This is a genomic window from Caballeronia sp. A2-2 (assembly GCF_057612605.2).
In genome coordinates this window covers 770,516-793,623 of record NZ_CM173618.1, presented here as the reverse complement: position 1 = coordinate 793,623, position 23,108 = coordinate 770,516, and the positions used below count along the sequence as shown (strand labels likewise).

The 23,108-nt window shown below is 62.4% G+C and carries 22 protein-coding genes; 16 read left to right on the top strand and 6 right to left on the bottom strand.

Annotated features, from left to right (window positions below):
* Positions 1 to 294 precede the first annotated feature (294 nt).
* Entirely contained in the window at positions 295 to 930 is a 636-nt protein-coding gene (locus ACZCWR_RS27210) for a DUF429 domain-containing protein (RefSeq protein ID WP_487306120.1), read from the bottom strand.
* Positions 931 to 1,508: 578 nt separating this feature from the next.
* On the opposite strand from ACZCWR_RS27210, the gene ACZCWR_RS27205 reads away from it, so the two are divergent.
* Together ACZCWR_RS27205 and hfq are read left to right on the top strand one after the other, a co-directional pair.
* Entirely contained in the window at positions 1,509 to 3,683 is a 2,175-nt protein-coding gene (locus ACZCWR_RS27205) for a hybrid sensor histidine kinase/response regulator (RefSeq protein ID WP_487306119.1), read from the top strand.
* 62 nt (positions 3,684 to 3,745) lie between these two features.
* On the top strand, positions 3,746 to 4,021 hold the full coding sequence (gene hfq / locus ACZCWR_RS27200) for an RNA chaperone Hfq (RefSeq protein WP_487306118.1): 276 nt from the start codon (positions 3,746 to 3,748) through the stop codon (positions 4,019 to 4,021).
* 17 nt (positions 4,022 to 4,038) lie between these two features.
* Here hfq and ACZCWR_RS27195 read toward each other — a convergent pair whose 3' ends face one another.
* Positions 4,039 to 4,698 carry a TetR/AcrR family transcriptional regulator gene (locus ACZCWR_RS27195; RefSeq protein WP_487306117.1) on the bottom strand — a complete coding sequence of 220 codons (660 nt, stop codon included), beginning with the start codon at positions 4,696 to 4,698 and terminating at the stop codon, positions 4,039 to 4,041.
* Positions 4,699 to 4,782: 84 nt separating this feature from the next.
* On the opposite strand from ACZCWR_RS27195, the gene ACZCWR_RS27190 reads away from it, so the two are divergent.
* Positions 4,783 to 5,658, top strand: a complete 876-nt coding sequence (locus tag ACZCWR_RS27190) for an aldo/keto reductase family oxidoreductase (RefSeq protein WP_487306116.1) — start codon at positions 4,783 to 4,785, stop codon at positions 5,656 to 5,658.
* 1 nt (position 5,659) lies between these two features.
* Here the strand turns inward: ACZCWR_RS27190 and ACZCWR_RS27185 are convergent, their stop codons facing one another.
* Both ACZCWR_RS27185 and ACZCWR_RS27180 read right to left on the bottom strand, forming a co-directional pair.
* Entirely contained in the window at positions 5,660 to 7,207 is a 1,548-nt protein-coding gene (locus ACZCWR_RS27185) for a GGDEF domain-containing protein (protein WP_487306115.1), read from the bottom strand.
* Between the two features lie 101 nt (positions 7,208 to 7,308).
* A complete protein-coding gene (locus ACZCWR_RS27180) occupies positions 7,309 to 8,262 on the bottom strand; it encodes a LysR substrate-binding domain-containing protein (RefSeq protein WP_487306114.1) in 954 nt (317 codons plus the stop codon).
* Between the two features lie 55 nt (positions 8,263 to 8,317).
* On the opposite strand from ACZCWR_RS27180, the gene ACZCWR_RS27175 reads away from it, so the two are divergent.
* Positions 8,318 to 9,370 (top strand): Gfo/Idh/MocA family protein, encoded by a 1,053-nt coding sequence (locus tag ACZCWR_RS27175; protein ID WP_487306113.1) that lies wholly within the window; start codon positions 8,318 to 8,320, stop codon positions 9,368 to 9,370.
* Between the two features lie 30 nt (positions 9,371 to 9,400).
* Positions 9,401 to 9,844 carry a type II 3-dehydroquinate dehydratase gene (gene aroQ, locus ACZCWR_RS27170; RefSeq protein WP_487306112.1) on the top strand — a complete coding sequence of 148 codons (444 nt, stop codon included), beginning with the start codon at positions 9,401 to 9,403 and terminating at the stop codon, positions 9,842 to 9,844.
* A 3-nt stretch (positions 9,845 to 9,847) separates the two neighbouring features.
* Here the strand turns inward: aroQ and ACZCWR_RS27165 are convergent, their stop codons facing one another.
* Positions 9,848 to 10,051 (bottom strand): hypothetical protein, encoded by a 204-nt coding sequence (locus ACZCWR_RS27165; RefSeq protein ID WP_487306111.1) that lies wholly within the window; start codon positions 10,049 to 10,051, stop codon positions 9,848 to 9,850.
* A 102-nt stretch (positions 10,052 to 10,153) separates the two neighbouring features.
* Here ACZCWR_RS27165 and ACZCWR_RS27160 point away from each other — a divergent pair, with 102 nt between their 5' ends.
* From ACZCWR_RS27160 to ACZCWR_RS27115, 10 genes are all read left to right on the top strand, one after another.
* Complete coding sequence (locus tag ACZCWR_RS27160; RefSeq protein WP_487306110.1) at positions 10,154 to 10,597, top strand: SET domain-containing protein; 444 nt, start codon at positions 10,154 to 10,156, stop codon at positions 10,595 to 10,597.
* Between the two features lie 198 nt (positions 10,598 to 10,795).
* The gene (locus tag ACZCWR_RS27155) at positions 10,796 to 11,392 is read left to right on the top strand and encodes a sigma-70 family RNA polymerase sigma factor (protein ID WP_487306109.1); all 597 of its coding nucleotides are present in this window, start codon (positions 10,796 to 10,798) and stop codon (positions 11,390 to 11,392) included.
* Positions 11,389 to 12,129: an anti-sigma factor gene (locus tag ACZCWR_RS27150; protein ID WP_487306108.1), complete on the top strand. Its 741-nt coding sequence runs from the start codon at positions 11,389 to 11,391 to the stop codon at positions 12,127 to 12,129. The genes ACZCWR_RS27155 and ACZCWR_RS27150 overlap by 4 nt, the downstream gene beginning before the upstream one ends.
* 235 nt (positions 12,130 to 12,364) lie before the next feature.
* Positions 12,365 to 13,168, top strand: coding sequence for a DUF1295 domain-containing protein (locus tag ACZCWR_RS27145; protein WP_487306107.1), 804 nt, complete (start codon positions 12,365 to 12,367; stop codon positions 13,166 to 13,168).
* Complete coding sequence (locus tag ACZCWR_RS27140) at positions 13,165 to 14,274, top strand: SAM-dependent methyltransferase (protein ID WP_487306106.1); 1,110 nt, start codon at positions 13,165 to 13,167, stop codon at positions 14,272 to 14,274. The genes ACZCWR_RS27145 and ACZCWR_RS27140 overlap by 4 nt, the downstream gene beginning before the upstream one ends.
* Positions 14,271 to 14,870 carry a lipocalin family protein gene (locus ACZCWR_RS27135; protein WP_487306105.1) on the top strand — a complete coding sequence of 200 codons (600 nt, stop codon included), beginning with the start codon at positions 14,271 to 14,273 and terminating at the stop codon, positions 14,868 to 14,870. The genes ACZCWR_RS27140 and ACZCWR_RS27135 overlap by 4 nt, the downstream gene beginning before the upstream one ends.
* 119 nt (positions 14,871 to 14,989) lie before the next feature.
* Positions 14,990 to 16,291, top strand: coding sequence for an NAD(P)/FAD-dependent oxidoreductase (locus ACZCWR_RS27130; protein ID WP_487306104.1), 1,302 nt, complete (start codon positions 14,990 to 14,992; stop codon positions 16,289 to 16,291).
* Positions 16,288 to 17,061: a DUF1365 domain-containing protein gene (locus ACZCWR_RS27125; protein ID WP_487306103.1), complete on the top strand. Its 774-nt coding sequence runs from the start codon at positions 16,288 to 16,290 to the stop codon at positions 17,059 to 17,061. The genes ACZCWR_RS27130 and ACZCWR_RS27125 overlap by 4 nt, the downstream gene beginning before the upstream one ends.
* Positions 17,058 to 18,269: a class I SAM-dependent methyltransferase gene (locus ACZCWR_RS27120; RefSeq protein ID WP_487306102.1), complete on the top strand. Its 1,212-nt coding sequence runs from the start codon at positions 17,058 to 17,060 to the stop codon at positions 18,267 to 18,269. Before ACZCWR_RS27125 ends, ACZCWR_RS27120 begins: the two co-directional genes overlap by 4 nt.
* Before the next feature lie 456 nt (positions 18,270 to 18,725).
* On the top strand, positions 18,726 to 19,814 hold the full coding sequence (locus ACZCWR_RS27115) for a GGDEF domain-containing protein (protein ID WP_487306101.1): 1,089 nt from the start codon (positions 18,726 to 18,728) through the stop codon (positions 19,812 to 19,814).
* Positions 19,815 to 20,564: 750 nt separating this feature from the next.
* On the opposite strand, the gene ACZCWR_RS27110 is transcribed toward ACZCWR_RS27115, so the two are convergent.
* A complete protein-coding gene (locus tag ACZCWR_RS27110; RefSeq protein WP_487306100.1) occupies positions 20,565 to 22,106 on the bottom strand; it encodes an MFS transporter in 1,542 nt (513 codons plus the stop codon).
* Between the two features lie 108 nt (positions 22,107 to 22,214).
* Here ACZCWR_RS27110 and ACZCWR_RS27105 point away from each other — a divergent pair, with 108 nt between their 5' ends.
* Complete coding sequence (locus ACZCWR_RS27105) at positions 22,215 to 23,090, top strand: LysR family transcriptional regulator (RefSeq protein ID WP_487306099.1); 876 nt, start codon at positions 22,215 to 22,217, stop codon at positions 23,088 to 23,090.
* Positions 23,091 to 23,108: the final 18 nt, after the last annotated feature.

The following is a 23,108-nucleotide window of genomic DNA, read 5'->3' as shown; positions in this document are numbered from 1 at the left end:
CGAATGAATGAATGCGGTCCACTAAGACAAAAGGATTCGAGCGCGTAATCGCTAGGTTGCCTAAGCGCTTGTTATGCGTGGCAAGTCCTATTGCGGCCACTGCATCCATTAATCCAGACCAACCCTCTCCAGCCAGCGTGCATGGGGTAAAAAGCTGCTTTCTTTGGTGACTTTCTTTGCAGCAGCAAAGAAAGTTACCCCCCCGCCGGGGAGGCGGCTACTGAATAAACACAACAAACAACAGCAGCCCTTTGCACGACAGAACTACAAAATCAAGCCAACAACCAGGGCGCATCATTTCACCCCACCCGCGGGCACAAAAATAAACCCATCCGCAACATCGCCATAAGCCCGCGTCTTACCTTCGATAAGCCATTGCGCCGTCAGCGCACAAAGCGCGGCATCAAGCGCATCGATCGATTTGAGACCTGAAACGTCAGTCAAAAACCCCTCAACAAGCTCCCGCCGCTGCACACGCTTGAGCTTCGCCGAAACCAACTCACCCCCACGCAACGCGCAAGTAATCGCATGCGGAAACGTCTCAATGACCGCGCGCCCACCGCAATATTCCGGCGTCCGCAAGACAGGATGCGTCGTCGCAAACGCCTCATACAAGCGCGCGCCATTGAACATCCATTCATAGAAACCGCTCACATTCTCACGAGCACGCGCCTCGGTCGGCGTCGCAAAGCACGAGATACGCTCGCGCGCGAGTTCACGCTCGGCGCTTCGTCCCGCACGTTCGACGGCCCATTGGCTCGGTGCATCGATGGCGGCGACATCGACATCGAATGCAAGACACGCCCGATGCAACGCATGCGCATCTTTAGTCACGCCGATGTCAAGCATCTCGCGCCCGCGCAGGATCACGAAGTGAAAGCCCTTGTTCGTGCCGCCGACATCGATGCCGGCCACCGTCGATGCATGCACCGGTTATCGTCGCGCGTAAAAGGACGTGTCGCGAAGCGCCAGCAACGGCACACTCACGATCACAATGGAACGAACGAGCAGAATGAAAAGCGCATCGGAAAGATGCGTCAAAGCATTTTTAGCGTAGCCCATGTTTTCCCCGGACCCGTTTCCCACAGGCCACTGTTCTTTAAAAGTCTCTCAGTACTTCGATTCAAACGCAGATTGTATGCATCTGTTTAAGTTTCCTAGTCTAACGACCTAAGCGTGCGATGGCACATGCACGTCACGGCAACCTTGCAAATAATGAGCGTCCGCCCACATTGCTTGCAAAATATGCGCGAAATGCAATCCTCGCGTGTGGCAATTGCAAACTCGTGCGAATGGATCGCCATCACAAAAGGGAATGCGCTTTGCTAAGATAAAAATACAAATACGGCGTCAGGCTTCGAGCCGCGCCGAAGAGACGAGAGAAAAGCCGTGCGCACGCACACCGCGAACGCCGGTTGCAATTCCGAGGATTTCTATATGGGTCGTTCGACCGCGTCATCGACGCGCGCGGCAGCTTGCCCACACGCACGTCGACGAAGAGACAGCCGATGACCTCCGAGCATCCGGCGTCCGAAACCAGTCACGAATACATTGCGCCCCGGCACGACTTCCGCGCGGCGCGGCGGCGGCTGTTGCTCGCGCTGGTGCTGTCCATCGCGGTTCCCCTGATCGGTGCAGCGGCGTATGCGCATGTCACGTTCGAGCGCGTCATCGCCGAAAAACAGAGCACGCTCGAACGGCTCGCGTGGATCGCGGAAAGCAAGATCGAACAGGTGCTCGATTCGAACCGCGAACTCGTGGAACGCGTGGTGGAGATCGTCGGCGAGCATGACGAAACCCACGTGCGGCGCGATGAAACCCCCCTGCATGAAAAATTCGGCTCGCTCGTTTCGGATCAGCCGTATGTGTCGGCGCTGTCGATCGTGGGCCGCGACGGCGACGTGCTGGTCACGAGCCGGATTGCGCCGGTGCCAGCCATCTCCATTGGCGACCGCGACGACTTCCTCAACACGCGCGCCAGCAAATCCCTCCTGCACGTATCGATGCCCGAACGCGGCAAGCTCAACGGCACGGATATCGTCAACGAGCTTTTCACGCGCACGGATGCCGATGGCCGCTTCATCGGCGCGGTGATCGTGTCGCTCAAGCGCGCCGCCCTGCTCTCGTTCTTCGAGGAGCTTCACGCGCGCAATCCCGGCCTGACGCTCGGCCTGTACCGGCAGGACGGCGGCATTCTCGCGCGCGTGCCCGCGCCGCGCATCGCGCATCCGCCGATGCGTCACGTGGCGCTGGCGGGCGCGTTCGTGCAGCCGGGCGGGAGCGGCTTCATGCGCGTGGTGTCGCCGATGGATGGCGGCAAGAGCATGATGGCGTATCGGCAAGCGGGCGATTATCCGGTGTACGTATCGGCGGGCTACGCCATGTCGGATGTCATGCGCACGTGGCTGCGTCAGGATGTGCCCGTGGTAGCCGTGGCGCTCGCGCCGTGCGTGTGTCTGTGCTTCCTGATTCTGTTTTCGCTCAGGCGTCTGTCGGCGGAAGAAGCCGCGTGGCTCAACTGGCGGCGCGAATCCGCGAGCCGCCAGCGCGCGGAAGAAGCCGCGCGTCATCTGCAACGCATGGGCGCGCTCGGCAATCTGGTCGCGAGCGTCGCGCACGACTTCAACAATTTGCTGATGGTGGTCACCGCGAACATGGAAATCGTGCGTCGCAAGAACTACTGTGATGTAAAGAACGAGGTGAACGCGGTCGAGCGTGCGTCGATCAACGCGCGCGTGCTGGCGCGCCGGTTGATGAGCGTCGCGCGCAAGCAGCCGTTGCAGCAGCAGGTCGTGCAACTGGATCGATGGCTGGAGCAGACGGAGCCGCTCATCGGTTCGGCGCTCGGCGCAAAGATCGAACTGAACGCCTATGCGCTCACGCCGCTCTGGCCGGTGAAGGTCGATCCGGTGGAGTTGACTTCGGCGCTGGTGAACATCGCGGTGAATGCAAGGGATGCCATGCCCCACGGCGGCGAGTTTCATGTCCGTTTCCAGAACGCGTATTTCAACTCGCGGCATTACGGCATGGAGCCGGGCGATTACGTGACGTTGGAATGCACGGACACCGGCGCCGGTATGAGTGAGGAAGTGGCGCGTCACGCTTTCGAAGCGCTTTACACGACCAAGCCCGCAGGCGCGGGGACGGGTCTGGGTCTTGCGCAAGTGCTCGCCACCGCGGAACAGGCGGGCGGCTCGGCGCGGCTCGAATCGCGCGAAGGCCGTGGCACGACCGTGTTTCTTTATCTTCCGCGCTGGACCGGTGAAGCGCCGCCCATGCCGGAAAATCTGAAAACGGTCGAAACAATTCGTAAAGATGACGCCACGGTGCTTCTGGTCGAGGACAATGAGGAAGTCGCGGCCGGTCTGGTCGCCGTGCTCGACGTGCTCGGCTGGCAGGCGCGACATGAAGCCACGGGCGATGCCGCGCTCGCCGTGCTGGAACAGGGCGGCGAGTTCGACTTAGTACTTTCGGACATCCAAATGCCCGGTACCATCGACGGCATCGGGCTGGCAGAATGGATTCGCAAGCAGCGCCCCCGGCAGGCAATCACGCTGATGACGGGGTATGCTGATCACCTGGCCGAAGCAAGGCGACTGGGCGTTTCGGTGCTCGCCAAACCGTTCAATGCGGATGACCTCAAGGCGCTCCTGACCGGCGTGCCCATGGGTTCCGTCAACTGAACGAAAGTGCACGAATAACCCGCCTTGCTTACTTCGCATCATTTAAAACAAGAAGGATAGTCATGACTCAGACCAGTACCGATGTCCAATCCGACTTTCTGAATGCACTGGTCGCGGAACGCAAATCCGTGTGGGTGTTTCTCGTCAATGGCATCCGGCTCACGGGACTTATCGAGGCGTACGACAATTACGTCATCGCCGTGCAGTCGCCCACGGGCATTCAAACCATCTACAAGAACGCGATCTCGACCGTTTGCGAGCCGCACGAAGTACCCGGCGGCGCAAGCGCGCGGCGTGCATCCGTGAGCCGTGGCGAGCGTCCGCCGCGAAGGTCATAGGAATCAGCGCGTTCGTTTCAGTCCGGCGTTGGTTCGCGGGCTGACTTCGGGCGCGCCTCGCTTTTCAGATAGCTCAGGCACAACGCTTCGAGCTGAACGCGCAGGCGCTTGAGCATGGATGGCGGCGCCAGTCCTTCGAGCAGCAACCTGGTCGGGCCGACCAGCGCGCCCGCCAGCATGAATGTCGTCGTGGCGATATCGTCGAAATGCGCATCCGATGCCGTCTTCAGCATGGCTTCGAGCGCGGCGCGGTTGCGCGTTTCGATCTCGCGCACGAAGCCGCGCGAATCGAGTTCGGCGGCGACCGCATACAACGCCCGCGACTGATCGATGCGCGTCGTCTTCACCTTCACGTAAGCAGCCACGACCGTCTTCACCATTTCTTCCAGCGTCAATCCGTGCGCGGAGGCCGTGGCTTGCTCCATCGCCTGACTCAGCTTTTCCAGATGCTGCCGCAACACAGCGAACAGCAGCGCCTGCTTCTGCGGAAAGTACTGATAGAGCGTGCCGACCGACACGCCCGCCTTCTCGGCCACGCGAATGGTCGTCAGCCGTTGCAGGCCTTCCGTCAGCAAAACCTGAATAGTCGCCTCGAAGATCGCGTCCACGGTCACCACCGAACGCGCCTGCTGCGGTTGTTTACGGGCGTGCAGCCCGGGCTCCTTCGGCGTGCGCATATGCGAATTCACAATCTGAATGATTATTCGTATTCTAGGTGAACCGCATCAAGCCGATGCAATCTCACCCGAAGGAGTGTTTCGATGACCGATGTTACCCGCGCAGGCACCTACACACTGGGCGATTCCACCGTCACGCGCATGGGTTACGGCGCCATGCAGCTTGCAGGTCCGCATGTGCTCGGGCCGCCGAAGGATCGCGCGGAGGCGATCAACGTGCTTCGCACTGCCGTGGAAAGCGGCATCGATCATATCGATACGAGCGATTTCTACGGTCCGCACGTGACGAATCAGATCATCCGCGAGGCGCTGCATCCCTATTCCGATTCGCTGACCATCGTCACCAAGATCGGCGCGATACGCGGCGACGACGGCTCGTGGAACGTGGCGAACAAGCCTGCCGAACTGGAACGCGCGGTGCACGACAATCTGCGTAATCTCGGGCTGGAGGTGCTCGATGTGGTCAACATGCGCCTCATGTTCGATGTGTCCAAGCCGACCGAAGGCGATATCGAGGAACAGATCACGGCGCTCGCCGAGTTGCAGCGCAAAGGGCTGGTGCGGCACGTCGGCATCAGCAGCGCGACGCGCAAGCAGATCGAGCAGGCGCGAAGCATCGTCGAAATCGTGTGCGTGCAGAACCTGTACAACCTCGCGAACCGCAATGACGATGCGCTGATCGACGAACTGGCGAAGGCGAACGTTGCCTATGTGCCGTACTTTCCGCTCGGCGGCTTCACGCCCTTGCAGGCCGATTCGCTGAACCACGCCGCGCAGACCTTGAACGCGACGCCCATGCAAGTGGCGCTCGCGTGGCTGTTGCAGCGTTCGCCGAATATTCTGCTGATTCCGGGCACGTCATCGGTGGCGCATCTGAAGCAGAACATCGAGAGCGTGAATCTGGAATTGCCGGACGATATGCTCGCGGAACTGGACAAGATCGGCGCCGCGAAGGCCTGATTCAGGTCGCCACGTCGGCGCGGCTGCGTTGCGGCGCTTCGAGCGATGCCGCCGTCACGCGGTTGCGCCCTTCCGACTTCGACCGGTACAGCGCCTTGTCGGCCAGACGCATCATGTCGTCGAGTTCCGCGCCATCGGCCGGACGGCACACGACCAGACCGATGCTCACCGTGATCGGCGGCAACGCGGGCCGCGTGTTGATCGCGCCGGTCGCGGCGACTTCGGCGCGAATGGCTTCGGCGACTTCCGCCGCGTGCGTGGTGGTGGAATCGGGCAGCACGACGACGAACTCTTCGCCGCCGTAACGCGCGACCAGATCGGCGCGCCGCCGCGCGTGCCGTCGCAGACATTGCGCGATCCAGCGCAACGCGCGGTCGCCGGTTTCGTGGCCGTGGGTATCGTTGAAGGCCTTGAAGTGATCGGCATCCACGAACAACAGCGCGATATGAACGCCCGAACGCGCGCACAACGCCCATGATTCTTCGAGCGCGGCATCCAGCCTGCGCCGGTTCGCCACGCCCGTGAGGCCGTCCGTGTCCGCGATTTCGACGAGCTTGGCCTGCGCGGCATCGCGCTGACGCACGGCGAATACGAGCAGCCATACGACGAGCGTGAACGCGCCCGCCACCACGATCACCAGCGTGCCGATGATGAGCGAGCGATGCTTCCATTCCGCCGTCACATCGTCGATGGCGGGCGCGACCACGACGATCAGATTGCTGCCGCGCACATGCGAGAACGTGACGATTTTCTCGACGTTATCGATGGGCGAAGTGGCATCGTAAGAGCCGCTGTCGGTTTTCAGCATCGGCGAAAAGCTCGACCAGTTCTTCACGACGGCGGGTTCCTGCACGGCCGTCTTCGGATTGCGGGCGACGACGAAACCATCGGTCTGCAAAATGGTCGCCGAGCCGTGATGACCGAGATGGATGTCATCGACGAGTTGCTGGAAATAGCCGAGATTGATCGCGATCAACGCGACGCCGCCGAAACTGCCGTCGGGTTTGAAGATGCGCCGGCTGAGCGCGATCGACGGCGTGTCGCTGCGCAGCCGCGAAAGATACGGCCGCGAAATGAACAGCCCGGCATCCGCGCGATCGCGATGCACGGTGAAGTAATCGCGGTCGCCCAGGTCCGTAGTCGGGAGTTGCCGCGCGCGGCCCTGCACGACGCGGCCGTGTTCGTCGAGCGCGTAGATGCCGCTGATGTACGCGGCGGTCGTCGAACGGTCGAACAGCACCTGATGCCGTATCTCGGGCGGCAGGCTCAGGATGTCCGGGTCGGTCATGCCATCGACCACGGCCTGAAGCGAGAGATCGTAGATTTCGAGGTTGCGCGCCATGTCGCGCGCCAGCGCCGAGGCCACGTTCGCGGACGTGTGACGCGCGCGCGTGATGGCGTCGTTGCGCCCGGCAGCCAGCACCAGCACGGTCGTGATCAGGATCACGACGCTCGCGCACGTAGCGGCCACGGCAACCCAGACCGAATGCCGGTCCACCCATGTGGTCGTCAGGTTGCGCCGGTTCGCGCTGGCTTCAAACAGGTTCAAAACGGCTTCTCCTCCCGTGCCGGGATCGCGCTGACAAGCTTAGTTCTTTTGATGATTTGTAGGATTTTAACGCCGCGGCCGTGATCGCGGCATAGGGCGTGTCATCGAATGGAGGTATCGAGCGCGTTCGGACCTCGGCGTAGGCGCTTCATGATGAATTGCGTGCATGCCCGCAGTCTCGGCGATGTCTGCAGGCGCGCCGCCGTCACCGCCCATACGTTCGCTTCCTGCCGATAGTCAGGCAACACACGCTGAAGCCTGCCTGATTTGAGCGCGTGAGCGACATCCCAGCTTGCCAGCAAAATGATGCCGTGCCCGTCCAGCGCCCAGTTGCAAACGATATCGCTGTGATTCGAGCCGACCGGCCCGGTGACTTTCACGGTCTCATCGCCGTGCGGCCCTTGCAGCCGCCACGATCCGAACGTCTGATGCCGCTCGCGATACAGCAGACAATCGTGACTGGCCAGTTCCGCGACGGTTTTCGGCATGCCGCGCCGTTTCAGATAATCCGGCGCGGCGCACAGCACGCGCGCGTTTTCCGTCACCAGATGGGAGACGAGATGTGGCTCGGACACTTCGCCCATGCGGATATCGATATCGAAGCCTTCGGCGAGCAGATCGACGCGGCGGTCCATCAACTCCAGCCATATCTCAAGTTCCGGATGCGCGCGATGCAACTCCGCGAGAATCGGCGAAAGATGGTTGCGGCCGAGCCGCAGACTCGTGCTGATGCGCAGCGGCCCGGCCAGCCCTGAGTCCGTGTGCGCGACGCTGTCGTTGAGTCCGTCCACCGCTTCGAGCACCTTGCGCGCCCACGCATACGCCGCCTCGCCCGCATCGCTGATGCGCACGCGCCGCGTGGTGCGATGAAACAGCGTGACGCCCAGCGAGCGCTCCAGATCGGCGACGCGCTTGCTAACGTACGCTGGCGAGATACCGAGTTCGGTTGCCGCCGCGACGAAGCTCGACCGCCGCGCGACCTGGCAGAACACGCGCAGGTCGATCAAATCCCAGTCATTATTCACGATCTGGAAGGAGTGAAGTGAACGATGCACGCATTGTAGGCGCATCGGTTGACTTTAAGCTCTCAGCTTCAAAAGGAGACAAGTGATGAACGAGACTCGCATCGCGGTAGCAGGAGCCGGGTATATCGGACAGGCGCATATACAAGCGATCATCGGCAGCGAGAAGAACGTGCTTGCCGCTATCGTGGACCCGTCACCGGCGGCGAAGGCGCTGGCCGAACGCGAAAACGTGCCGCTCTACGCGACGCTCGATGCGCTCTTCGACAAGGACAAGCCCGATGGCATCGTGCTGGCGACGCCGAACCAATTGCACGTGCCGCACGCGATGCAGGCGCTCGACGCCCGCGTGCCGATGCTGCTCGAAAAACCCGTCGCGCCGACCGTCGCGGAAGCCGAAGTGCTGGTCCGCGCTGCCGACGATGCAGGCGTGCCGATCCTCATCGGTCATCATCGCGCGCACAGTCCGATCATGGCGAAAGCGCGTCAGGTCGTGGAATCCGGCGCGCTCGGGCGCTTGACCGCAGTGACAGGCACCGCGCTGTTCCTCAAGCCCGATCATTATTTCGCCGATGCCCCGTGGCGTCGCGAACCCGGCGCGGGTCCGATCCTCTTGAACATGATTCACGAGGTCCACAACCTGCGCATGCTGTGCGGCGAGATCGTCGCCGTGCAGGCGTTCAAGTCGAGCGTCACGCGCGGATTCGCCGTGGAGGATACGGTCGCGATCAACCTTCGTTTCGAGAATGGCGCGCTCGGCACTTTTCTGCTGTCCGACACCGCCGCAAGCGCGCGCAGTTGGGAACAGACATCGCAAGAGAACAAGGCCTATCCGACTTACGACGACGAAGACTGCTATCACATCGCGGGCACGCGCGGCAGTCTCTCCATCCCGACCATGCGCCTGAAAACCTATGCGCGCGATGAAGACCGCTCATGGTGGAAGCCATTCGAAACCGGCACGGTCGGCATGGTGCGCGAAGATCCCATCGCGCTGCAGATGATGCACTTCGGCGCCGTCGCGCGCGGTGAAGTCGCGCCGCTGGTCACGGTGCGCGATGGTCTTCGGAACCTGCGCATCACGGAAGCAATCGTTGAAGCGGCAATGCAGGGAACGGTCGTTGAACTGCCGAACGACTGAATCCACTATCTGAGAAAGAGAGAGAAAGACATGAACATCCTCATGCTTCACGGCGTCAACCACGACATGTTCGGCAAGCGCGATCCGGTTCAATACGGCACCGTCACGCTGGCCGAGATCGACGAAAAACTCAAGACGCTCGGCCGCGAACTGAACGTCGAAGTGGACAGCTTCCAGACCAACCACGAAGGCGCGATGTGCGAGCGCATCCATCGTGCATTCGAGGACGGCGTGGATGCCGTGCTCATCAACGCGGGCGCGTGGACGCACTACAGCTACGGCATCCGCGATGCGCTCGCCATTCTCACCGTGCCCATCGTCGAAGTGCATATGTCGAACATCCACGCACGCGAGGCGTTCCGGCATCACTCGGTGTTCGCGGAAGTGGTGAAGGGGCAGATTTGCGGCTTCGGCGTTGACAGCTATCTGCTCGCGTTGCGCGCGGCGGTGTCGGCTGTGTCGGCGCTGGCGTAAGTTTCAGAACAGTTCCATCTCCAGCGGCAAGAGGTTTTCCCACTTCACCGCCGTCTTCCGCTCGATGCCGTCATCATGGATCGAGCGGATCATCACGCGCCGTCCGCGCGCCTCTCCCAACACCTCGACGATCCGGTTACGATAGCGCGCCAGCGTGCCGCGCGGCGGCTTGCGTTTCTTGCGAATGCGGGTTGACACTACAGGCATGGGACGTGACAGCGATTTATGACGGCATCATCATAACCATCGCCGCGTCCGGGCTCAAACGCTGGCCCCGACACTTCTCTATTTTTTGCGGACCGTCACATCATGCGTCGAATCACCGTTCGGACTTCGCCCGTTCATGGCCGGGGAGTCTTCGCGCTCGCCGATCTGCCCGTCGGCGCCTTGCTGCTCGAATACAAGGGACGGCGGCTCACATGGCAACAGGCGCAGCGCGCGCATGCACGCTCGAACGCGGAGGAAGGCCACACCTTCCTGTTCGGTCTCGACGATGGCAGCGTGATCGACGGCGCGCACGGCGGCAACTCGGCGCGCTGGCTCAATCACAGTTGCGCGCCGAACTGCGAAGCGGAGCAGGACGGCGAGCGCGTGTTCATCCGCGCGATTCAGCCGATCGTGAAAGGTCAGGAGTTGTTCATCGATTACTGTCTCACCGTCGATGGCCGCCGCACCGCCGCGCTCAAACGCATGTACGCCTGCCGATGTCTGGCCGACGCGTGCCGCGGCACCATGCTCTCGGCGCGGCGTTAGCGGTCGGGCCCAAGGCGCGCGGTGCATCCCGCGCGGGCCGGCGTTCGTATGTCTTGCATCGCGACATCGCTTGCAGGGAACCGAACAATGGCCAGTTTTCTCGTGACCTTAGGGCCGGTCGCCATAGAGCAATGGCGGCGCACGGTGATATATTGCGGCGGTGATCCATGCCCGAGCACAGCTCGACTCATCCTGCCCATGACGGACACGAACTCTGGCAGCACCGGAAACATCGACCCTACCGACGCCGATCGCGAACGCCGCGAGCGCGCCAACGACCTGCTCGCGAACGTCGCGCGCGGCGATCAGCAGGCGTTCGCGGAGCTGTACCGCGCCACGTCGTCGCGCGTGTTCGGCGTGATCCTGCGCATGATGCACGACCGTGGCGAAGCGGAAGACATCCTGCAGGAGGTCTACGCAACCGCGTGGCGACGCGCGGAAACGTTCGATCCCGCACGCGGCAGCGCCATCACGTGGCTCATCACGCTCGGGCGCAATCGCACCATCGACCGGATGCGGCAGCATCGCGAAGAATTGCTCGGCGACGACGACACGCCCGAAGTCGCCGACGATTCCCCCACGCCCGCCGCCGCCGCCGAATCGACGCAGGAGCGTCTTCGTCTCGAACGATGCCTCGAACAACTCGGCCCGCAGCAAGGCCGCGCGGTGCGTGAGGCGTTCTTCACCGGCACGACGTATGGCGAACTGGCGCAACGGCTCGCGGTGCCGCTCGGCACCATGAAAAGCTGGATTCGCCGCAGTCTGATGCAGCTCAAGCTCTGTCTCGAACAATGAACACGCCCGCCGAAAACGACGACGAACTCCGCTGCGCGGAATACGCGCTCGGCGTGCTCGACGCGCAGGAACGCGCCGCGCTCGAGGCCGATATCGCGCGCAACGCGGCGCTGCAACGCATGCTAGACGACTGGCAAGAGCGTCTTGCGCCGCTCGCGTTCGACGTGCGCGCGGTCGAACCGCCGTCACGCGTATGGGCACGCTTGCAACTGGAACTTGGCTTCGGACAGACGCGAGCAACGACGCCTGCCCCGGCGCGCAAGAGCCTGTGGGACAGCCTCGGACTCTGGCGCTGGCTCACGGTCGGCGCGAGCGTGGCCGCGCTCGTGTTGCTGGGCGTGAATCTCTCGTCGCTGCGTCAGCCGCCGCCGGCGCCCACGGTTGCGACCGCCGCCAACGGCTACATGGTCGCCACGCTCGCACGCAAGGATGGCCTCGCGCACTGGACCGCGACCGTCGATGTGCAAAACGCGCGGATGGTCGTGGTTCCCGCGGCATCCGCCAACGTGCAGACGGACCGCGCAACCGAGCTTTGGCTGATCGCGCCGAATCAAAAGCCGGTGCCGATCGGCGTGTTCCCCGCGTCCACGCCCGCGACCATGCAACTGCCGCCCGCCATCATGGCGCAGTTGAACGCGCAGGCCGTGCTCGCGGTGTCGGTGGAACCGCCGGGTGGGTCGCCCACGGGTCAGCCGACGGGTCCGGTCATCGCCACGGGCGCGATGCATTCGACTTGAACGCGTGAGCCTTTGGACGCGCGCCGCGTGCATTCTTTTGCAGGCGGCGCGTTCGTTCATTCGCGGCACCAAGCGCTTCGCTTCACCACCTCGTTAAAAAATCTTGTGCGATGCCGCGCCGCGCCCATCGCGCGCGTCCATTTTTCGTTCGCCGGGCGATGGCCTGAAACCCGCTGCATCCCGCGCCAGTCGGCATCCGTATTGCTGATGTGCACCTTATTCACGGATGCCGCGCATGCCCTTCTTCGTTACCTTAGCCATTGTTATCGTCGGACTCGTGCTGGTGTTTTCCATCGTGTGGCTGTGGCAATTGCGCACGAAGAACGCCGGCATGATCGATCCCATCTGGGCGGCTTCGCTCGGCGTGGTGGCGCTCGTCATCGCGGGATGCGGAACGGGCGCGATGATCAATCGCGTGTTCGTCGGCGTGGCGGGCGCGGTGTGGGGTCTACGCCTCGGCTGGCATCTCTGGATGCGCAATCATGGCAAGCCGGAAGACCCGCGCTATCACGCGTTTCGCGAACGCTGGGGCAAGGATGCATCGCGCAAGATGTTTTGGTTCTTTCAGTTGCAGGTGGCAATCTCGGTGCTGCTTTCGATTGCGTTCTTCGTGCCTGCGTATGCGGAGCAGCCTGCGCATCCGCTTGCGCTTGGCGCGGGCGTCGCGATCTGGCTCATCGCCGTGCTTGGCGAAGCCACCGCAGACCGTCAGCTCAAGCATTTCGCCGCCGATCCCGCGCATCACGGCAAGGTGTGCCGTGAAGGCTTGTGGCGGTATTCGCGGCATCCGAATTACTTCTTTGAATGCGTGCATTGGGTCGCTTACGTGGCGGTCGCGATCGGCATGCCTTGGGCGTGGCTCACGTTCGCGCCGCCCGTGCTGATGGCGTGGCTGCTGCTGAAAGTCTCCGGCATTCCGCTGCTCGAAGCGCGCCAGTGCGAAACGCGCGAAGGTTATCGCGAATACATGCGCACCACGAGCGCGCTGATTCCGTGGCCGCCGAAACACGAACACGCTCCCGAGGAGCCCGCACGATGAATGTCTCTGCACAGAGCGCGCCGCCGAACCTGCACGCATCGCTTGAAAACGCGGCGATCCACGCGTGCGAACGCGGCTGGCTGCCCGATGCGCTGATCCGCACCGGCATGCGCACGCTGATCCGTCAACGCCTGCGCGACGAACACGCCGATGACATCGCGCAGCACATGCAGGCGTTCGAGCGTCTGCTGACGGAGTTGCGCGCGAGTCCCATCGCCATCGAAACGCAGGCGGCGAACACGCAGCATTACGAGGTGCCCGGCGCGTTCTTCGAAGCGCATCTCGGCCCGCGCATGAAGTATTCGTGCGGCTACTATCCGAACGGCAGCGAAACGCTCGCGCAGGGCGAAGAAGCCATGCTCGCGCTCTATGCCGAACGCGCGCAACTCGCCGATGGTCAGAACGTGCTCGATCTTGGCTGCGGCTGGGGATCGTTCGCGTTGTGGATCGCGGAGCGGCATCCCAATTCGCGGGTCGTGGCGTTGTCGAATTCGCACGGACAGCGCGCGTTCATCGAGGCGCGCATGGCGGAACGCGGCATCGGCAATTTGCGAGTGGTGACGGGCGATATCGCCACGTTCGATTTCGGCTTCGAGGATGACAGTACGCGCTTCGATCGCATCGTGTCCATCGAGATGTTCGAGCACATGAAGAACTACGGCCTCCTGCTCGAAAAACTCGCGCGCTGGCTCGATGACGACGGCAAGCTGTTCGTCCACATTTTTGCGCATGAAACACTGGCGTACCACTTCACCGCGCGCGATGGCGGCGACTGGATGTCGCGCTATTTCTTCACCGGCGGCACCATGCCTTCCGCCGCGCTGCTGCCGCGCTTTCAGGACGATCTGCGCGTGACGCGGCAATGGTGGATCGATGGCCGTCACTACGCGCGCACCGCCACGCAATGGCTCGCCGCGCTCGATCACGCCCGCGCGCGCGTCATGCCGATGCTGCGCGAAACCTACGGCGATGAAGCCGCCGTCTGGTTCCAGCGCTGGCGCATGTTCTACATGGCAGTGGCCGAACTGTTCGGTTATGCGCGCGGCGGCGAATGGGGCGTCGCGCATTATCTTTTTGAAAAACGGTTGCAAGGAGCGATGTCATGAAACGCGTTCTCGTCATCGCACTGATCGCGACGGGCGTGGTGGCCGTGGCTGCAAGTTGCTCGAACGATCCGCCGAACCCCAACCCGCGCGCCGATGTGCCGCTCAAAAGCGTGCCGGTGGATTTGCCGCGCTACATGGGACGCTGGTATGTGATCGCCAATATTCCGTACTTCGCGGAGCGCGATTACGTGGCGAGCCGCGCCGAATGGACGCTGCGTCCCGACGGCAAGATCGACGACGTGTTCTACGGCCGCAAGAAGGGTTTCGATCAGCCGGAATCGCGCCATCAGTTTCTCGATACGGTGAAGCCCGGCAGCGGCGGCGGTGAATGGAGCGTGCAGTTGTTCTGGCCGGTGCATGTCACGCAGATGACGCTCTATGTCGATCCCGACTATCGCTACACAATCCTCGGCTATCCGAACAAGAAACTCGGCTGGATTTTCTCGCGCGAAGCGACCATGAACGACGACACGTATCACGCGCTGCTCACGCGTCTCGACGCGATGGGCTACGACACGTCGCGCTTCCGTCGCGTGCCGCAGACGCCCGAGCAGATCGGGCAGCCCGGCTTTGCGAGTCCGGGACAGCGCGATTAGCGCTTCGGCGTGCATCCGCGCGTCTTTATCCATCGTATGTCCAGTGTGACACCGCTTTTTTGTCGCCGCGCGCCCAAGGACAACCGCCCGGCGGCATCGGCGTGAGGAGACCCTAGCGTATGGAAGAACCGTCGCCCGAAAGACGACAACGCATCGCGGTGATCGGCGCGGGAATCGCCGGTCTGGCGAGTGCTTATTTGCTCGCGCGCAAGCACGACGTGACGCTGTTCGAAGCCGATGCGCGTCTCGGCGGTCATACGAATACCGTCGATGTCGAACTGGATGGCACGCGTCATCCGGTCGATACGGGCTTTCTCGTGTTCAACGACCGCACGTATCCGAATCTCATCGCCTTGTTCGATGAACTCGGCGTGCAGGCGCATCGCACGGATATGTCGTTTTCGGTGTCGCTGGATGGCGGGCGCTTCGAGTGGGCGGGGACGAATCTGAATACCGTGTTCGCGCAACGAAGCAATATGTTTTCGCCGAGCTTTCTGGGCATGTTGCGCGATATTTTGCGCTTCAACGCGAGCGCGCCGCGTCATCTGGAAGCAGTCAGCACGAGCCGTTGCACGGTTGGGGAAATGCTCGTCGAGCACCGCTACGGCGCGTGCTTTCAGCGTAATTATTTGCTGCCGATGGCTGCGGCCATCTGGTCCAGCGCGGCCAACGATATCCTGCATTTTCCCGCTGCGACCTTTCTGCGCTTCTGTCTCAACCATGCGTTGTTGCAGGTGAATCAGCGTCCGCCGTGGCGCACGGTAGTGGGCGGCGGGCGCGAGTATGTGCGACGCATCGCGGCGACGCTCACCGATATCCGCACCTCGACGCCCATCCGCGGCATCCGCCGCGATGCACACGGCGTCACGGTGATGACCGACCGCGCCGGCCCCGAGCGCTTCGATGCCGTCGTGGTCGCCACGCACGCGCCGACGAGCCTTCGCCTGCTCGATGACGCATCCGACGACGAACGCGCGTTGCTCGCAGCGGTGCGTTATCGCGACAACATCGCCGTGCTGCACACCGACCGCACCTTGTTGCCGCGCCGCCGCCTCGTGTGGTCCGCGTGGAACTATCTGGGCGCGCGCACGCGTTCCGGTTCCAGCGAGGCACAGCCTGTTTGCGTGAGCTATCTCATCAATCAGCTTCAGCCGTTGCCGTTTCAAACGCCCGTGATCGTCACACTCAATCCCGTCGATGAACCCGCGCCCGGCACGGAACTGGGCCGCTATGCATACGAACATCCCTTGCTCGATCTCGATGCCATCGATGCCCAGCGACGCCTGCCCGCGCTTCAGGGCACACGCCGCACATGGTTCGCGGGCGCATGGACGGGCTACGGCTTCCACGAAGACGGCCTGAAGTCGGCGCTGCGCGTGGCAAGCGACTTCGGCGTGCGACCCGAATGGGCGAGCCTATGAACACACGCCCGCTCGACTTGCTCACCGGCCGCGTGATGCACGAACGTCTGCGTCCGGCGCGGCATCGCTTCGAATATCCGGTGTGCTACGTGCGCTGCGATATCGCGCGGCTCGACGAGATGACAAGCGCGTGGTTCGGCATCGACCGGGCGCGGCCGTTCGGGCTGCATCGGCGAGATTACGGCCCGCGCGATGGCAGCGCACTCGAACCGTGGATACGCGCGCGTCTCGCCGATGCCGACCTTCCCGCCGATGGCCAAATCCTTTTGCTGACCATTCCGCGCGTGTTCGGCTACGCGTTCAATCCGGTGAGTTTCTGGTTCTGCCACGACCGCGCGGGCAACCTGCGCGCGTTTTACGCCGAAGTGCGCAACACGTTCGGCGCGCATCGCGGTTATTTGCTGTGCGCGCCGGATCGCGGACCGATCACGAACGAGACCGAACTCACGTGCCGCAAGACGCTCCACGTCTCGCCCTTTTGCGATGTCACCGGCGACTACGTGTTCCGTGTGCGCACGACAGGCGAACACGTTTCCGTCTCGATCGATTATCTCGATGGCGATGGCCTGCTGATCCGCACCGCCATCGGTCTGCATGCTCGACCGATGAACGGCGCGCTCGCATGGCGCACGCTGCTGGCGCGGCCGTTTCTTGCCACGAGCGTGATGCCGCGCATCCACTGGCAGGCGCTGCGGCTGTGGCTCAAGCGCGTGCCCTTTCACGGCAAACATCCGCCTGGCGAAGCGAATAACAAAGAGGCCCGACCATGAATTTGCTGCGCTTCCTGTCCTCGCCAACCGATGCACCGCTGTCGGCGCGTCTCTTCATGGGACTGTTGCGGCGCATCCATGTGGGACATCTCGTGCTCGTCACGCCCGACGGCGCGCAATGCATCTTCGGCGATCCGCTGATGCAACCCGCCGCGCGCCTCGATATCCACGACTGGCGCGCGTGCCGCGCGATTCTGCGCGCAGGCGATATCGGTTTCGGCGAGGCGTATCGCAATCAATGGCTCGATTCGCCCGATCCCGCCGCCGTGCTGCGCCTGGCCATGCGCAACGAAGCGGGCATCAACCGCACCATCACCGGCGGCGCGATTGCGCAGTGCTGGCACAACCTGCGGCATCGGCTGCGGATGAACACGCGTGCGGGCAGCCGTCGCAACATCCACGCGCATTACGACATCGGCAATGCGTTTTACGGCTTGTGGCTCGATCCCACGTGGACCTATTCGAGCGCGCTGTTCGATGGCGATGTCGAGCGCTCGCTCGAAGCGGCGCAGGCGGCGAAGTATCAGCGCATTGTGGATACGTTGGGCTTGCGTGCGGGCATGAGCGTGCTGGAAATCGGCTGCGGCTGGGGCGGTTTCGCGCGGCATGCGGCGCGGCTTGGCATTGCGGTGCGTGGCGTGACGATCTCGAAAGCGCAGCATGATTTCGCGAAGGCGCGCATGGAGCGTGAAGGGTTGAGCGGTCTGGCGCGCATCGAACTGAGCGATTATCGCGACCTGCGCGGGCAATACGATGCGATCGTCTCCATCGAAATGTTCGAGGCGGTCGGCGAGCCGTTCTGGCCGCTCTTTTTTCGCACGTTGCGGCGGTGTCTCGCGCCGGGCGCGCAGGCCTTGATCCAGTCGATCACCATCGACGATGCGCGGTTCGCGGCGTATCGCGCATCGAGCGATTTCATCCGCGAATATCTGTTTCCGGGCGGCATGCTGCCGAGTCCCGAACGCTTCGTGCGTGCTGCGCGTGTTGGAGGGCTTTCCGCCACGCCGACGCTATCCTTCGGCACCGACTACGCGCGCACGCTGCGCCATTGGCGCGATGCATTCGACGCGCATATCGACACCGTGCGCGCGCAAGGTCTCGACGAGCGTTTCGTGCGGACATGGCGGCTTTATCTGGCCTACTGCGAAGCCGGCTTCGACGAACGGCGCACGGATGTGTGGCACTTTCTCGTCTCGCGGCCCGCCTGATCTTCACTCACGAAAAAAAACCGCCTCCCGTTTTTCACGGTGAGACGGCGCAGTCCGACGTGTTGTGGCGAAAACGTCGGTATGAGGATTGTAGTGCTCTTTTAGTTGATAAATCCCTTTACTTTGGCTTTCACATTGAATTTAAGACAACTCGACTGAAACGTTTAAGCGGTTTATTCGAATAAGTTTAATAAATGCACGAGACAATTCTAAAAGTACGAAATGCGCGAGAAACGTACGCGTGGCTTTCGTACGGTCTCTTCTATGCTAGAGCGCAAGGAGTGTGAACCCTCTCGGTTCGCTCCGTTTTTTGGCCCGCTGGGACGAGCGGGCCTTTTTTTCACCCAAAGAAACGGAATAACTTTTCGTTACGCGTGCATTCTTCGATTAAAGCATTCTCCACCATACGCCGTTATTGCACGCATCGCCCGATTTGTCAGAGATTTAGACGACACAATGAGCCAACGACAAACCAACGTTACAGCCAGCCCGCTGAAAGCCGCTTTCCTGCGCCATGGAGAAACACTCGCGCCGTCCGAACACGCGCTCGGCGAAGACGATCACACCGTTTATCGAACGCTGCTCGAATCGACCAAGGCGATTCCCTGGAAGATCGATTGGGCGACCATGCGCTTCGCCTACATTGGTCCGCAGATCGAAACATTGCTGGGTTTCGCGCCATCTTCGTGGCAGACCGTCGATGATTGGGCGGCGCGCATGCATCCCGATGATCGCGAGGCCGTGGTGAACTTTTGCGTCTCGCAGTCGCTGGCGGGCACGGATCACGAAGCGGACTATCGCGCGCTCACGGCGAGCGGCGCGTATGTCTGGCTGCGCGATGTGGTGCATATCGTGCGCAATGAGCGTGGCGAGGTGGAATCGCTGATCGGCTTCATGTTCGACATCAGCGAACGCAAGCGCACGGAAGAAAAGCTCGCGCAATTGCAGGCGGAACTCGAACGTCTGTCGCTGTCCGACAGTCTGACCGGCGTGGGCAATCGCCGCATGTTCGATATCGTGATGCAGCGCGAATGGGCGCACGCTTTAGCTTCGGGCCAGCCGCTTTCGCTCGTGATGATCGATATCGATTTCTTCAAGGCCTACAACGATTATTACGGCCATTTGCAAGGCGACGAATGTCTGAAGCGCGTGGCGCGCGTGCTTGCCGAAGCCGCCGGGCCGCAGGCGTTTTTCGGGCGCTTCGGCGGCGAGGAGTTCGTGCTCGTGCTGGCGGATACGGATAGCGAAGCGGCGGTGCGTATCGCGGAGCGCTGCCGCGCGATGATCGCCGATGAGGCTATTGCGCATTTGCGCTCGCCGCATCATCAGCGGGTTACTGCGAGTTTTGGGGTGGGGACGGTGGTGGCCAATGAAGGCATTGATGTGACGGCGTTTATCAACCTGACGGATGCGCAGCTTTATCGGGCTAAGGATAATGGGCGTAATCGGATTGCGTCTGTGGATTCAGGGGGTGGTCGTAGTGGGCAAGGGGCTTCTCTTGGTGGTGCGGTTTATTCAGTAGCCGCCTCCCCGGCGGGGGGGTAACTTTCTTTGCTGCTGCAAAGAAAGTCACCAAAGAAAGCAGCTTTTTACACCATGCACGATGGCTGGAAAGTGTTGGTCTGGATTAACCATGCAGTGGCCGCAATAGGACTTTCCACGCGTAACAAGCCGCTTAGGCAACCTCGCGATTACGCGCTCAAATCCTTTGGTCTTAGTGGACCGCATTCATTGTTTCGGCCATGCGCTTCGCGCGCCGAGAACGTAAGAACGGAATCCCGCAGCGTATGAGTGCCCAGTCGCATCACGCCGCATCGCACCTCTCCCATTGAGCCCTACCTTGGTAAGCGCTTCTGGGCAAAGCACGCACACCAACGCAAGTCGCCTTTTAGTCGGAGCACTAACCAAGGTAGGGCCGAATAGCAATCTTTCGGAGAAGTGTGATGTGGCTGGACGCTTATAGGCTGCGGGATTCCGTTCTAAGGTTCTCGGCGCGCGCAGCGCATGGCCGATTGAATGAATGCGGTCCACTGAGTGTTGATTCTTCGAGCGCGCAATCGCTAGGTTGCCTAAGTGGCTCGTTATGCGTGGAACGTCCTATTGCGGCCACTGCATCGCTTAATCCAGACCACCCTCTCCAGCCATCGTGCATGGTGTAAAAAGCTGCTTTCTTTGGTGACTTTCTTTGCAGCAGCAAAGAAAGTTACCCCCCCGCCGGGGAGGCGGCTACTGAATAAACACAACAAACAACAGCAGCCCTTTGCACGACAAGAGCCAAGTGCTCCCGCCTACAATTCAATTAATGCGCGCCCGATCGGCAGTCACCACTTCAAAGTGACGCCCTCGTCCCGCAAGCAACCACACCACCCCCGCGACCGACAGAGCGCAAACCCCCGCCACCATCAACGATGCAGAGAACCCGCTGGCAAAACTCTCACGCGCCGCCTGCACGATCAACGCGCCATTACCCGCATGCGCCAGATCACCCGCGAGCACGCGTGAGAGGAACGTTGCATCGAGCGTTCGGCGTAATTCGGGCAACGCGTTCGCATGAACCAAAAGCGCACCTTGCGTTCGCATGGCAAGCACCGCACCCAACACTCCCACCGACATGACAATGGCGGTAAACCGCGTCGTCGTGCTGATACCCGAAGCCATGCCGGTGCGATGCGACGGCACACACGCCATGATGGCCTTCTGCGTATCGCCATTGAGCACGCCCGCACCGAGCCCGGTCACGATCATCCCCACCGCGATCAGCCCGTAACTCGACCAACCCGCGAACCACGCCGTCAGCAAATTACCCACGCCGATGGTCGCGAGGCCAATGCTCAACAGCGTCATCGACGGAATGCGTCTGCCGAGCGTCGCGCCGATATGCGGGCCGGCGACCATCGCGACCGCGAACGGCAACATGCCGATGCCCGCGCGCACCGCCGGCAACCCGAACGCGTTTTGCAGATAGAGCGGGAGGAAGGTCATCATCACCTGCGCGCAAGCGGCGTAACCGAACATGGCCAGCACGGCGGCGACGAAGCGCGGTTGCCTGAACAGCGCGAGGTCGATCATCGGATGCGAGCGGCTTCTTTGCACGCGCACGAACATCACAAGCAGCACGACGCACGCCGCGAAGCGCAACAGGATGCGCCAGTCGGTCCAGCCGAGCGCCTGCGTGCCGATCAGCGCCCAGATGCCGAGCGCGAGCGCGGCGGCGAACAACGTGCTGCCCGCGAGATCGACCGGCCCCGCATGCGGATTGCGCGATTCGCGGATGCCGCGCCACGCGCACCATGCCAGCACCGCGCAGATCGGCAGATTCATCAGAAAGATCCAGCGCCAGCCGAGCCATTGCGTGATGACGCCGCCGACCAGCGGCGCGATGGTCGTCGATACGCCCATGCAGGTGCCCCACACGGCCCATGCGCGCGCCCGCGCCGCGCCTTCGTGAAAGGTGTTCGCGATGATCGCCAATGCAGACGTGAGCAGCATGGACGCCCCGACGCCCTTCGCCGCGCGCGCCACGTTCAGCGCGAACGCGGATGGCGCAAGGCCGCATCCGAGCGAGGCAAGGAGGAACACGGCGAGTCCCGCGATCAACATGCGCTTGCGCCCGAAGCGGTCGGCCAGCGCGCCCGCCGGCAGCAGACACGCGGCGAACGCGACCATGTAGGCGCTCACGACCCATTCGACATCGGCGAAACCGGCATGAAAATCACGCGCGATGGACGGCAGCGCCACCGCGACGACGTTCGTATCGAGCGTGATGAGCGCGCAGGTGGCGGACGCGGTGAGCAGGACGAAGCGCGCGGCCTTCGGTGAAAGCGTGGTTTCGGACATGACGATGAACGCGGAAAAATGATGAGCCGTGCATCGATGTTAAAGACGCGTGTGTTTCCTGTCATTGACATAGAATCGCAAAATAATTAACGAATTCGTGAACAGATCATGCCTGTGGAATTGCGTCATGTACGCTGCTTTTTGAGCGTCGCGCGGCATCTGCATTTCTCGCGCGCGGCGGATGAACTTGGCATCGCGCCGCCCGCGTTGACGCGGCAGATTCAGGAAGCCGAACGATTGCTCGGCGTGCGCCTGTTTCATCGGACGAAGCGTTCGGTTGCGTTGACGGCGGCGGGTGAAGCGTATTTGAGCGAGGCGGTGACGGCGCTCGATCATCTCGCGCGCGCCGCCGAGCGTGCAGCGATGGCGGAGCGTGGCGAGGTCGGACGGATCGTGATTGGGTATGTGGGATCGGCGGTTTATTCGGGTGTGTTGCAGGCGACCGTGCGCGGCTTTCGGGAGAAGTATCCGCGTGTGCAGATCGATATTCGCGAAATCGTGATGCGCGAGGCGGGGCCGCTGGTCGCCGAAGGACGCGTTGACATTGCTTATGTGCGTCCGCCGGTGCCGATGCCGGATGGCGTCGCGCTGCGCACGGTGCATGCGGATGCGTTCATCGTCGCGCTGCCGGAGGATTCGCCGCTCGCCGCGTTGGATGTCATCGCGCCGGTGAAGCTGCGCGGTCAGTCGTTCGTCGTGCCGGAACAGGAGTCGGGCACGATGGAAGTCGCGCGGCGCGGACGCTTCACGCCGCATATCGTCGGGCAGCCGGGGACGCTGGCGGCGGTGCTCGCGCATGTTTCGCTCGGCGGCGACGTGGCTGTCGTGCCGCGTTCGCTGTCGGAGTGTGTGGCGGTGCCGGGCGTGGTGTATCGCGAGATCGCGGGGCGGCCGGTGGCTTCGGAAGTGGCGACGGTTTATCGGCGGTTCGAGAAGGCGGCGGCGGTTAAGGCTTATCTGGAGTTTGCGTCTGCTTGCGTTTGATGAGAAGCGGCGAGGTCG